Source organism: Paraglaciecola sp. (assembly GCF_051252315.1).
Lineage (GTDB): Bacteria > Pseudomonadota > Gammaproteobacteria > Enterobacterales > Alteromonadaceae > Paraglaciecola.
On the sequence record NZ_JBPOFP010000114.1, the window covers coordinates 1 to 14060 of the forward strand.

Here is a 14060-nt window from a genome sequence, read left to right on the forward strand (position 1 = left end):
GTGAATGTGTCAGATAGAACGCGCTCATATAAAATGCAGGGGTGTAACTCTGCCGGCTGTTCTGGGTGGAGTGCTTCTTCAAATGCCGTCACTATACCGCCAATACCGAGTACCCCAGGAACCCCAAGTGCATCGGCTTCTGGTACCACTATCAATTTAACTTGGGGAGCATCATCTAGTGCCACTTATTATAAGTTGCAATATAATGATGGCTCAGGAACTTGGCGTACTTCAAGTGGTACCTACTATGGAACAAGTTACAGTTGGGTGAATGTGTCAGATAGAACGCGCTCATATAAAATGCAGGGGTGTAACTCTGCCGGCTGTTCTGGGTGGAGTGCTTCATCGAATGTCGTCAATATACCGCCAATACCGAGTACGCCAGGAACGCCGAGTGCATCGACTTCTGGCACCACTATCAATTTAACTTGGGGAGCATCAGCTAACGCCACCTCATATAAATTGCAATACAACGCCGGCTCAGGTACGTGGCAAACATCCTATAGCACCTATTACGGCACAAGTCACAGTTGGCCGAATGTGTCAGATAGAACGCGCTCATACAAAATGCAGGGATGTAACTCTGCTGGTTGTTCTGGGTGGAGCGCTTCATCAAATGTCGTCACTGTCGTCAACAACCAACCACCTGTCATTACCAGTGCGCCAGATAAAGTAAACCTTGAATGGCAAGGTGGCAGGACATTGTCTGTCGTGGCAAACGACCCTGATGGAAGCGATGCCGCCTTGACCTATTTGTGGGAGCAGACAGAAGGGGTAGCTGTTATTAATTGGACAGGGAAGACAAGTGCAACTACTACTTTTCAAAGCCCGAATATACCCGATGTACCTGCTGTTGACGGCATATTGAGGTTTAACGTCACCGTGACCGATGTAGGTGGTAGCTCTGTTTCAAAAATTATCACCATGACTTTACAACAAAGGCCTACTGCCAGCATTATTGCGCCTACGATAAATGATATTAGGATGAAATCGGATGATGATTTAATCATCCAGTTAAATAATATGAAAGCGGTGACGGGCTCAATCAGTGATGCTGAGACGATCATTTATCTGGCCAGTGACAATACCTATCCAGTGTCATGGCGGTCAATGAATTTAAATGCGACTAAAACAGAGGCAACATATAACTACGACAGTCTTTCAGCATTACCCTTACTTCCCAATAAACGTTATCGCGTTATAGGTCGCGCGAATGCTAACACAAGCCCTAAGGCATATGGATGGTGGAATAGTCGTTACTTTTATGTAAACGATAAGCCTCAGATTACGGGAGGTGTTGGTATTACAGGGATAAGCGGAACGCCCACTACTGTATTACCTAGCCAACTGCAAATAACCGATGAAGATGATACGCAATTTACCGTGACTGTAGTAGATGGCGATAATTATACCGTTAGTGGGGCGACTTTCACCCCTGATGCAGATGTTTCAGGGACGTTAAATGTCAAAGTCAAAGTTAGTGATGGTATAGAGGACAGTAATACCTATACCATTGCTGTGCCTGTATTAAGCATGCCTGGTACACCTAGCGTGAACACAGAAGGTACAACCATTCATCTGACGTGGGACGCGTCAACTAACGCTACTCACTACAAACTTCAATACAACGACGGCTCAGGTACGTGGCAAACATCCAGTGCTACATATTATGGCACCAGTCATAGTTGGATAGATGTTGTTGACAAAACTCGCTCATACAAAATGCAGGGGTGTAATACTAGTGGATGCACAGACTGGTCTGCCGCTTCCAATGTTGTGATTATTCCACCATTGCCCAGCATACCGAGTGCACCAGTGGCTACTGTCTCTGGCACAACTATCAATTTAACTTGGGATGCATCAGAGCACGCAACGTCTTACAAGTTGCAATACAACGACGGCTCAGGTGCCTGGCAAGCATCTTCAAGTACTTATTACGGCACTAGTCAAAGTTGGCCAAATAATGCGCCTATGACGCGCTCTTATAAGTTAAGAGGATGTAACGCTGCAGGGTGTTCAAACTGGAGCCTTCCTTCAAACGAAGTGACGGCTGTTGCGACCCCAGAATCGCTCAATGTAAGTGTGGCAAATTTCGTAGCTTCCCCAGTTGATATTGTGCGAGGGACAGATGTGACATTTACTTGGGACGCAATCGACGCTTCTTATAGTGACTTTGCTTATTATTTGTCTGCGGATACGCCAAATACCACTGGTCATGATATTGGTAAAATAAACGGGACAAGTCGCACAGCTGAATTAGGGTACACAGGGTCGTATAAATACTACCTAAAGGTTTGTTTAGACAATGGTCAAAGCTGCGGCCCAGCTGTAACCATAGACATTGTTTCGGCAGATACCACCACAATGCAGGTGCAAAGTATTAGTGCGAGTTCATCAAGTATTGTTCAAAACAATGATGTGACTATTAGTTGGCAGCCACCCTTAAACACCCCTGCAGGTATAACATACTTATTATCAGCCACTACACCATCTGGCGAGTCATCCCTTGGCTCCATTAACGGAACAGAATCGGTGCGCACACCAACACAAACAGGCACATATCAATATCATGTCCAAGTTTGTGATGGATTTGGCGATAACTGTGGCAGTAAACAAAGTGTTAGCACCTCAGTTATGGCTGTGCCAGAACTAATCAAGATGAGTTGGGAGAAATCAAGCATAACTGTCGGAGAAAAAAACTCATTTAGCTGGGAAGTTAGTCACGTTCAAAGCTGTATGGGAAAAATAAACGCCGATGATGAATGGTTAACGTATTCCGCGGCAGGGGTTGTTACAGGCATTGCATTTTATGAAGCAGGTAATAAAATCCACCAGATTTATTGTACTGATCAAGCTGGCAATCGCTTTCCAGTTGACGCTAATACATATTTAGAATCTAGCATTGAAGTAAAACATCTCTCAGCACCACAAAATTTAAAGGAACAACCAAGTGAATAAGGACGCGTTAAAAATGATCCATATTCCTCAAAGAATAGGCGAGCCAAAAGTAAGCATAATGTCAACAAATAAAAGAATAAAAGGGGTCAAATAAAAGGGGTCAGAGCCGAATTAAATATGTTTTAGTTTCAACATTTTAGCTTTACTATTCTACCGGTGTTTTTATTGCTCCGCTTGGTGCTGAGAAAACAATTAAACTAATAATTTTATGGAAAATAATAATAATTAAATAGGGAATGTTTAAATGACGTTTGGTATAAATTTTGGTGCCACCAAGAGTATAATTTCGTTTTTTGCAATTGTGTTGCTGAGCTTTTCTGGGCTAACAACGGCTGCGCCTTCAACACCCTCCTCTCTTTCTGCAAATATGAATGGCACTACTTTAACATTGAGTTGGGGAACGGTATCTGTTGCCACTTATTATAATTTGGGATTTCGTGATGGCAGTGATAGTTGGGGCACGTCTAGCGCCAAATATTATGGCGGCAGTAAAATCTGGAGCAATGCTACTGGGTTAGTAAATCGATCTTACAGAGTTAGGGCATGTGACGGCTCTGGGTGTTCTGGTTGGTCAGGGGCATCAAATTCAGTTAGTTCGCCTACAAGGCCTAAGAAACCTTCTTTGTCTGTGCCGTCCTCTTCAGTTGTTGGTACGGGTTTTAATATTAGTTTTGGCACTGCTGCAACCGCCACATCTTATAAGTTATTTGAAAATGGCAGCTTGTTAACAACACGTACTAGTTCACCTATATATCGAGAGATTAATTCTACAGGAACTTACAGTTATTACTTAACCGCATGTAACGCTTATGGCTGCTCAGCAGCAAGTTCACCAAGAACAATTACAATAACTGAGCCAAAACCCAGTGCTCCGTCTGCACCTGTAGTAAATTTGAATGGCAACGATGCGACCATCACATGGAACACAGTAAGTTATGCCGACTATTACAAAATACAATTTAGAGATGGCAGTAATAATTGGGCAACTTCTAGCTCTAAATATTATAACGGCAGCCATAGTTGGCCAGACGTATCGCCGCTTACAGACCGAACGTATCGCATTCAGGCTTGTAATGATGAATCAGGTTGTTCAATTTATTCAGAACCTTCAAATGCAGTAACGATTAAACCAAAACCAGAAACACCCTCTCAGCCTAATGCCACGGTTTACCAAGAAAGCATCACTTTAAATTGGAATGCGGTGGAACCAGCCGATGTTGTTGAATACTATGAAATAGAAGTGAAATTCAATGATAATCCGTGGTCTTATCAAGACGAGCCTATATTGAATACAAGTAAAAGTTGGCCCAACTTGACGGATGGTATAAGGATATTTCGTGTTCGTGCTTGTAATATAACTGCTTGCTCAGAATGGGGGCCTGAGTCTGATCCAATTTCCTTGGTTTTACGCCCTTCAACTCCAACAGCAGTGCTTACTGGAGACTCTATTCATTTAACTTGGGCGGATGTCCCCGCTAGTAATGGTTACATCCAAGTTTGGGTATCTTTTAATGGTGGCGACTGGGTTGATGTTACCTATAGCCCACAACGAACGCTGTTAACAAATTACGAAGTGATTTATGAAAATTTGAACGCTGGCACCAGAGTTTTTAAAGTGACTTCATGTTACGAATTTGTTTGTTCTGAGTTCTCTGAGGAATCTAATTTAACTGAAATAGCCACAGCTGTTAGTTGGTCTAAAAACAGCGTTAGTATTGGTGATGATTCTTTAATCATTAGTGGTTTAAAAATAGCGGTTAGTTATTGTCACGCTGCAGGAAATCCACAAATTCGATTTGATACCGATGGCAATATTCGATTTTATAAGATCTTCCCAGAAGGCATACAAGATTGGCAGTGCTTTAATGCGCAAGATGAACTAGTTCAAGAGTTTACTGAGTTATTGTCTGTTTATAAATTGGCACCGCTGCAGAATTTAACCACTATGTAATATCTTGGGCCAAAATAAAAATAAAAGGGTCAGAGCCGAATAAATTAATTTTGACTCTTCTTGGGTGAGTTGCTCTATTTAAATGATCTATGCTTGGTTGTAACATCCATGACGCTCCCCCTTGGGGCCAGCTAAAGCTGTTTAAATATTTGTGGGAAGGCCAGTTCAAATCCCAAGCCCAAGCCAATTTTTGTAGGTAAAGAGGGATGAAAGTGCCCTACTCGCCTGCATGGCCTACGTAGACTTAAATCCTATTCGGGCCAAAATGGCCAACACTCCAGATCAATCCAATCACGCCCCAAAGACTTAACAGCCCTAGTAATTCAAAACCAAAGGAAACAATATATGACAAGTAAACCAAAGTTTTCATTAATGAATATGTTATTCCAGATTGTTCGGTAATATTTTTTCTGACCTAAAGAAGTCTAGGTATAGTCAAATTAGGCAATAGAGAATGGATAACCGCACAACTAGTCAATGGTAGCGAGTATTCTCATACATTTACCAACTTGGCTGTAGGTGATAATTATCCTCTTTTATACAGTGCCAAAGGCAGTGATGGGAACAACTCAGTAGAGGAAGTACGTAATATTACTGTAGCACCAACACTTGAGGTCATTGCTTTCGGATGGTCACAATCTAGTGATACTGTCGGAGAATCCGTTACTTTTGAGTGGAATGTGGAACATGTAAGCAGCTGTGCCGGAACTATGGGGGATAGCGACACTATTAGTAGTTACGGGGTGGCTGAACCTTCCCAAAATCTAGTGTTTTATTCAACTGGAATATTCAAAAAACAATGGTATTGCAGTGACTTAACTGGAGGCCGATATCCAACAGACCCAAGTCAATTTTTGGAATCTGAAATAGAAATTAGTAAATTGCCAGCGCCAGCTGAATTAAAAGAGGTGAACGAATAATGAATGTCTTTCAAATGTTATGTCATAGCCTGCAAAAGCAGTCTGTATTTTTGTCGGTAAAAATTATTTGGCGCTTGTTTTGTTTACCAGCCCCGTGCTCGCCAACACTGTCACCCTAACTTGGGACGGGGCAGCGCATGCAGATGGTTACCAACTTGAAGAAAAGCTAAAAGACGCAAGCAGTTGGACCGAAATACCCGTAAACAACAATAATTACTGATCTTTAAAACTACTATTCTTAAGGATAAAGAATGAACGTAAAATACAGACTCCTGTTAATACTATTTTATCTCGTTACTTTTCAAGTAAAAGCAAGTTTACCCACCCCAGGCAAAGTAGAAAATCTTCAAGCCATTAAAAATAATGGCAGTTCAGTTTGGCAAGGTAGCGACATGACCTTTAAGTGGAATAAACCCAGTGGTTTCACTGGGCCACTAACCTATACTATTGAACTTAAAGAGCCTAATAAAAACAAATGGACTTGGAAGTCAGGTTGGTCAAGCACCAGTAAAGTGCGCTCGAACATGAACACAACCGGTACCTATAATTTTTGGGTCAGAGCTTGTAATCAATACGGCTCCTGCGGTAGTGCCACTAATTTAAACGTAAGCGTTGTACCACTAGCAATTACTGGGCTGACTGCCATTAAAAATAATGGCAGTTCAGTTTGGCAAGGTAGCGACATGACCTTTAAGTGGAGTAAACCCAGTGGTTACACAAAGTCGCTAACCTATACTATTGAACTTCAAGAGCCTAATAAAAACAAATGGATTTGGAAGTCAGGTTGGTCAAGCACCAGTAAAGTGCGCTCGAACATGAACACAACCGGTACCTATAATTTTTGGGTCAGAGCTTGTAATCAATACGGCTCCTGCGGTAGTGCCACTAATTTAAACGTAAGCGTTGTACCACTAGCAATTACTGGGCTGACTGCCATTAAAAATAATGGCAGTTCAGTTTGGCAAGGTAGCGACATGACCTTTAAGTGGAGTAAACCCAGTGGTTACACAAAGTCGCTAACCTATACTATTGAACTTCAAGAGCCTAATAAAAACAAATGGATTTGGAAGTCAGGTTGGTCAAGCACCAGTAAAGTGCGCTCGAACATGAACACAACCGGCACCTATAATTTTTGGGTCAGAGCTTGTAATCAATACGACTCCTGCGGTAGTGCCTCTAATTTAAGTGTAAGCGTTGTTCCGTGGAACAATCAGTATCCAACGGTGGTTAATTTCGCTTGGTCAGAGGCTTTAACAAAAGTTGGTCAAGCCGTTTCATTTTCTTGGGATATTTCTGAGATAGAAAGTTGTACTGGCTCTTTAGGGGGAGCGACAGAGGCTGCAACTCATGCTTCATCAGGTACAACGAGTGATATTAGATTTTACACTACAGGTGAGCATATCACACAGTGGTACTGCACGGATTTAACTGGCAATCGCTTTCCAGTTGACGCTAATACATATTTAGAATCCAGCATTGAAGTAAAACATCTCTCAGCACCACAAAATTTAAAGGAGCAACCAAGTGAATAAGGACGCGTTAAAAATGATCCATATTCCTCAAAGAATAGGCAAGTTAAAAGTAAGCATAATGTCAATAAGTGGCATTTTATCGACTGTGCTATTTTCGGCTTATGCTCAAGCTAACACCACAGTCACCTTAAAGTGAGACGAGGTTCCAGAAGCAGAGGACTATCAGCTAGAAGAAAAACTCGCCTCTAACCCCAATTGGGATAGTGCCATCAAAACTCAAACCAAAGGAACAATATATGACAGGCAAACCATAGCTTTCATTAATGAATATGTTATTCCAGATTGTTAGGTAATATTTTTTCTGAGCTAAAAAAACCTAGGTATAGTAAAATTAACTTACCAGACCTTACTTAATTAATGGACATTTATGGTCAAGGAATTTATGAAGAAATTCACCTGCTTTTTATTATCAATTGTTGCTTTTCAAGCGTTCTCATCAGGCACTATCGACTTTTTAGAAGTGGATAACGACGTGGTGTTGTTTTCTACTACACAAGCTAAAACACATACGCTGCCTAGTTGTGTCACTGCCGAAAACGCCAATTTATGGTCTGTGTCCTTAGCCACCGAATCTGGTCGTGCTACCTATTCTTTAATTTTAACTGCTATGGCGAAAGGCGATAATGTCGGTTTAAGCATACAAAGTGCAGATGATTGTGGTGTAAAAAATGGATTAGAAAGAGCGCTTAATGTTTCCATTCAAGTAATTTCTCAACAATCAGAAGCGGGGCTTTCTAATAGAATTAGTGTGTATAAAGCGGACGGAATAAACCGAGTTGGAACCCTCATTCAAATCAGTGATAGGGGAGCTTGGGTAATATTAGAAAAAGGAATGACTAAGGATTATATAATGTATTATCCAAAAAGTGGGACTAACGCGAGCGTAGAGTTAAGATTTGAATCTACAGATTGCTCAGGTCAAGCTTACACAAATCGCCGCGATTCCTTAGTAAGGAATACAAACTATATGAATGGTCAATTTTATATGTCGGGTGGTATAGACTCTAGATTATTGAATCATCCAGCTTCCTCTTATTTATCTGCATATGGGGATTGTACAGCTCAGTCTATAGACATAGATTTGTACCCATTAACGGAACAACATGAGACAGATTTTTGCGGAAACAACACTTGTTTTTTAAAGGAGGATTGATTCGGTGGATTTTAAGTATGCGGTGATTTCTGTGTCCTTGTTGTTTGTTGTCAACATTAGTATAAATGCAGGCACTATCGATTTTCTCGAAGTCGATAATGACGTAGTGTTGTTTTCTACCACAGACGCTAAAACACATACGCTGCCTAGTTGTGTCACTGCTGAAAACGCCAATTTATGGTCTGTGTCTTTAGCTAACGAATCTGGCCGCGCTACCTATTCTTTAATTCTGACTGCTATGGCTAGGGGAGACTCTGTAGCGTTAGATGTAGAAAGCGCAGACGATTGTGTCAATAGGCCAGGAGCCGAAGACGTAAGTAAAGTGAATTTGGTTGTCAACTCACCAAGCTCTGCAACTAACAATGTTAATTCGTTCTATAAACTAGCCCCCCATTTAACTTACCCTGAGGATAAGTGGCTCACTGGCAGCACTAGGCTTGCAAAACGAAATGTGAATGCTTTTGGAAGTGTAACCAATATTTTATCTTTAACTGGGCGACATAAAATTTCATATTTAGAAATTGAAAATCTAAACGGTGGGGTTGAAATAAAATTAACCGTAGACGGGATTATTATTTGGAATGGTCAATTGAGTGAATCTGGTACGCGGCATAATTTGTTTGGGGGAAACAATCAACCACCTGAATTTTTTATTGTTGAAGACTCTTTATTATTAGATGTGCAAACAAATACAGACCCGGATTTTAATTTGTACTATTTAGCTAGACCTATTCAGTAATTTTAAGGGAATGATATGAACTATGCTCGCTGTGTGTGTGTGTTGATTTTAACGCTAGTGCCCAATTATGGATATGCAGGCACAATCGAATTTATGGAAGTAAAAGACAACTTGGTTACTTTTTCTACTAGTGAAATTAAAGCTCATACCAGTCCCGCCTGTGCAGTAGAAGAAACCAAACAAAAATGGACCATTAAAATTAATACACCTACTGGGCGCGCGACATACACAATGTTGATGACAGCCGTGGCAACAGGTATGGAAGTTAAGGTAGAAACCGCTGGTGATTGTGCCTTTAAGCAAGGCATTGAGCGGGCTAAACGAATCTGGTTGGTTAAGTAAAAAAATTTTCAAAGGGTCATGGAATGAAGAAGTTTATGAAAGTATGTATATCGTTATTGTTGATGGCTAGCATGTCGGTTCATTCGGCGGCAATCCTTAATTATTTGGATGTGAAGCAGGGCGTGGTCGTATTCTCGTTCGACGAAGCAAAAGCTAGTACGCCTCCCGCTTGCGTTGATACCAATAATGCTAATTATTGGGCCCTATCTCTTGATACCGAAAATGGCAGAGCAATCTACACCTTATTAATGACGGCCATGGCATCCAATATTCCGTTAGGTATTGAATCAGCGGGTGACTGTGATGATGCACCAAATTATGAAAGGCCACATAAAGTGTGGTTTGAAGGAACTACTGAGAGTTCGTCTGAACAAACCTTTGAGACTGTGGCTTTACTAAAAACCGTGGGGTATGGCCATCAATATCGTACTGGTAGCCATGGTAGTGACCGCTGCAGTGTTTATAAAACGTTAAAAAATGGTCAAAACGAAGATTACTTATATTCAGTGACGCTAGGCTCTGGGGCGCGGAATTGTACATGTGCAGAAAGTGCAACTCTTGTCACGACAAGCTATACGCCCTCTGGTAGCAACAATGGGCACTACCGAAAAGACATCCAATGTGTCATTGAAGTTAACACTCCGGTTATTCCCTAAATGAAATTCTCGCACATGGAAAAAGTGATGCAAAAATATATATTCTCACTGCTAGTATGTTTGTCTTCGTGCGTGGTGGCATTTTCGTCACATGGTAATGACAATGCTTGGGTAGCACCCATTAGCGTTTATTTAAACCTGAACCAACCAGATGAAGCATTTACTCAAGACCCCATAGTCACGCAGGACGATGGCGACCAACTTAGCGAAACTTTTTCTGATTCAGCATTTATTGCTCGTATTAATACCTTTGATTCAAATCCTGACCACATTATTGATGTCAGTTTGGATGGGGTAACCTGGTTTCAAGCCACCCACAGTGGCGATCAATATTTATACGATTTTGGGACGCTTGAAGCGGGTGATTATATTCTTCATATGCAAGTTGATGGTGAAACACAATCTAACCTAGCATTTATTGTTAACGAGCGTATTTTGCCACCGGGCACTACAGTAGCAGATAGATGGGCACCAGATTCAGTAGGTGTAGATCAAAACTTTGTATTCGAATGGACACCACACCCAGGCGCCACGCATTATCAAGTTAAAATTGAAGATGCGGGCCATCCAGATCAAGAAATTACAGATATAACCGATCCTTATTACGAGTTATCTTATCCAGATGATGTGGTTATTGTATTGCGAGTTAGCGTTTGTAATGCTGGAGGGTGTGGGCCATACAGTGGGGCTAGGATCGTTAGTATTCATGGGGATGCACCAAACGTTGTTACTGGTATTACTGGCCCTAGTGTTGTTGCGTTAAATGATAACTTTTATCTGTCTTGGCCACCGGTATCAGGTGGTTCTTCTTATAAGGTATACAATGGTGTAACACGTATAGCCACAGTATCAACTACCAACAGCCAATTAAGCATTGCTGAGTTAGGCCAGGCTAACCTTAAAGTCCAAGCGTGTAAAACCAATACATTATGTGCAGCCCCTTCAGAAGCATTTACCCTTGATGTGACTGAAGACGGTGCTCCCCCGCCAGATTCTGCCCCTCTTAAAATTGCAGGTAGTTTGATGGCGCCAAGCAGAGTTGACACCAACACAAATTTTGAATTGACTTGGAACCCATCACTCGATGCTACCTATTATGTTGTCGGTTTGTACGATGAATCTACAAACCCAGGAACCTTAATTGAAGAAATAGCGACAGTGAACGACCCTTCAGCTACCTTATCTCACGATACTTCTGAGTTTATTTTTATCAGAATAAAAGCCTGTAACGATGTTGGGTGTAGTGATAGAAGTGCTGTTCGTATTATTGAGCTGCAAATTGAAGGTTTAGGAGTGGTGACAGCTTTAAGTTCGCCTTACGATGTTTTTATAAATCGAGAGTTTAGAGCTAGCTGGAAAAAAGACGACAACGCTACTAGTTACACCTTGCAATTGATACACCATTCGAACGACACAGTATTAAAAGAAATAGAAGGCATTGAGAATACCTACGCCGATGTCACACCCGACGTGCAGGGCCAACAGCGAATAAGGGTTAAATCATGTCATGCGGGAGGGTGCGCAGGTTGGAGTTACGCGAAAACAATTAACGCTGACATACCACCTAATTCCGCACCTGTAGCTCAAGACGATTTTGCTACAATCGAAGAAGGGGTAGCTGCAAATACATTCGATGTATTGGTTAATGACAGTGACATAGACCAAGACGTTTATACCATCACCAGTTATACACAACCCACATTAGGCAGTGTTGTTTGCTCTGCAACAACCTGTACCTTTGATTCAAGTACCGTCGATGTTGCTACAGATACGGATACAAGCTTTACCTACACGATTGATGACGGTAATGGTGGAGTGGCAACAGGGACAGTAACAGTAACGATACAATTCAGTGTAGTGGCATTGACCAGTGTTGCCCCTGAAGATACTAAAACATTCTTAACTAGTCAGGATGTGCTAGCGACTGCATCGGCCGTTAATAACACCAGTGCAGTGACCCAGATAGCGGTTCAAATCGATGAGGGACAGTGGCAGATTGACAATGCGTTTCCATATGAATGGAACTTAGGCAAGTTGGCCGCCGGCTCATATACTTTGTCCTATCAAGCCAAAGGAGCTGGGGTGAATGTCTCTGGGGTGGTGACTCGGAATATTACCGTGGTAGATATGAAGTCTACGACTGTCATACCAGGCACTCCTACAGCGGGTCATATTTACCTAACAACACAAGGTGTTGCTGTGTCTGCAACAGCCATTGCCAGTATCAGTGATTTCACGGTGAGTGACGTGGAGTTTGAACTTGGAAATACTTGGACTCCAGCTTCCTCAGTAAACGCAGGGGTATACAGCCATACGTTCACCGGGTTAGCGGAAGGAGAGCACGTAGTTACGTATCGAGCAAAAGATAACCTCGGTAATTTCTCAGACGAGATAACGCGTAATATTACCGTGGTAGATATGAAGTCTACGACTGTCACGCAGGTTACTCCAACCGATGAACGTACCTACCTTTTAAGCCAAAGTATTGACGTATCAGCGGCTGCACTGGCTAATGCGACGGACTTTACCGTTGAGCAAGTTGAATTTAAGTTAGGTGATAGTGACTGGAAGGTAGTCACCCAAACAGTAGATGGTAAATATACAGAAGCTTTTACAGTGGCAGAGGAAGGGGATTACACCCTATTCATTAAGGCTAAAGGCAGTGATGGGTTGTATTCTGAAGAAGTATTACGAACTATCCATGTAGTGGATAGCACGTCTACCTCTGTCACGCCAGTAGCTCCAGCCGAAAGCCATATTTACCTAACAACACAAGGTATCGCTGTGTCTGCGACAGCCATTGCCAGTACCAGTGATTTCACGGTGAGTGACGTGGAGTTTGAACTTGGAAATACTTGGACTCCAGCTTCCTCAGTAAACGCAGGGGTATACAGCCATACGTTCACCGGGTTAGCGGAAGGAGAGCACGTAGTTACGTATCGAGCAAAAGATAACCTCGGTAATTTCTCAGACGAGATAACGCGTAATATTACCGTGGTAGATATGAAGTCTACGACTGTCACGCAGGTTACTCCAACCGATGAACGTACCTACCTTTTAAGCCAAAGTATTGACGTATCAGCGGCTGCACTGGCTAATGCGACGGACTTTACCGTTGAGCAAGTTGAATTTAAGTTAGGTGATAGTGACTGGAAGGTAGTCACCCAAACAGTAGATGGTAAATATACAGAAGCTTTTACAGTGGCAGAGGAAGGGGATTACACCCTATTCGTTAAGGCTAAAGGCAGTGATGGTTTGTATTCTGAAGAAGTATTGCGAACTATCCATGTGGTGGATAGCACATCAGTGTCGATATCCCCGCAAACACCGAATGATAATCAAGTTGTGCATGTGACAGACAGTCTCACCGCCACTGCAGAGGCAGCAGGAATTGTGACTGGTGTGACGGTTAGTCAGGTTGAATTCAAATTAGGCAATAGAGAGTGGATAACCGCACAACTAGTCAATGGTAGCGAGTATTCTCATACATTTACCAACTTGACTGTAGGTGAAAATTATCCTCTTTTATACAGAGCCAAAGGCAGTGATGGTGATTATTCAGTAGAGGCGAGTCGCACTATATCCGTAGTAGACAAGTCAGTATCGATATCCCCGCAAACACCGAATGATAATCAAGTTGTGCATGTGACAGACAGTCTCACCGCCACTGCAGAGGCAGCAGGAATTGTGACTGGTGTGACGGTTAGTCAGGTTGAATTCAAATTAGGCAATAGAGAGTGGATAACCGCACAACTAGTCAATGGTAGCGAGTATTCTCATACATTTACCAACTTGACTGTAGGTGAAAA

General features: G+C 42.1%; 11 protein-coding genes. All 11 read left to right on the top strand.

What is annotated here, in order from left to right:
• Nucleotides 1–2958, top strand: a 2958-nt coding sequence (locus tag ACSHXM_RS17675; RefSeq protein WP_435690937.1) for a hypothetical protein, incomplete at its 5' end; no start/stop codon positions are given.
• A gap of 244 nt (nt 2959–3202) precedes the next feature.
• Entirely contained in the window at nt 3203–4909 is a 1707-nt protein-coding gene (locus tag ACSHXM_RS17680; protein ID WP_435690939.1) for a hypothetical protein, read from the top strand.
• Between the two features lie 509 nt (nt 4910–5418).
• Nucleotides 5419–5829 (top strand): hypothetical protein, encoded by a 411-nt coding sequence (locus tag ACSHXM_RS17685; protein ID WP_435690941.1) that lies wholly within the window; start codon nt 5419–5421, stop codon nt 5827–5829.
• Nucleotides 5830–5908: 79 nt separating this feature from the next.
• Nucleotides 5909–6049: a hypothetical protein gene (locus ACSHXM_RS17690; RefSeq protein ID WP_435690943.1), complete on the top strand. Its 141-nt coding sequence runs from the start codon at nt 5909–5911 to the stop codon at nt 6047–6049.
• Nucleotides 6050–6080: 31 nt separating this feature from the next.
• The gene (locus tag ACSHXM_RS17695) at nt 6081–7361 is read left to right on the top strand and encodes a hypothetical protein (RefSeq protein ID WP_435690945.1); all 1281 of its coding nucleotides are present in this window, start codon (nt 6081–6083) and stop codon (nt 7359–7361) included.
• Nucleotides 7354–7497, top strand: a complete 144-nt coding sequence (locus ACSHXM_RS17700; protein WP_435690947.1) for a hypothetical protein — start codon at nt 7354–7356, stop codon at nt 7495–7497. Before ACSHXM_RS17695 ends, ACSHXM_RS17700 begins: the two co-directional genes overlap by 8 nt.
• A 246-nt stretch (nt 7498–7743) precedes the next feature.
• Complete coding sequence (locus ACSHXM_RS17705; protein ID WP_435690949.1) at nt 7744–8514, top strand: hypothetical protein; 771 nt, start codon at nt 7744–7746, stop codon at nt 8512–8514.
• A 4-nt stretch (nt 8515–8518) separates the two neighbouring features.
• Nucleotides 8519–9253 (top strand): hypothetical protein, encoded by a 735-nt coding sequence (locus ACSHXM_RS17710; protein WP_435690951.1) that lies wholly within the window; start codon nt 8519–8521, stop codon nt 9251–9253.
• A 15-nt stretch (nt 9254–9268) separates the two neighbouring features.
• On the top strand, nt 9269–9595 hold the full coding sequence (locus tag ACSHXM_RS17715) for a hypothetical protein (protein ID WP_435690953.1): 327 nt from the start codon (nt 9269–9271) through the stop codon (nt 9593–9595).
• 23 nt (nt 9596–9618) lie between these two features.
• Complete coding sequence (locus tag ACSHXM_RS17720) at nt 9619–10251, top strand: hypothetical protein (RefSeq protein ID WP_435690955.1); 633 nt, start codon at nt 9619–9621, stop codon at nt 10249–10251.
• A 27-nt stretch (nt 10252–10278) separates the two neighbouring features.
• Nucleotides 10279–14060: Ig-like domain-containing protein (locus ACSHXM_RS17725; protein WP_435690957.1), on the top strand; the 3782-nt coding region annotated here is incomplete at its 3' end.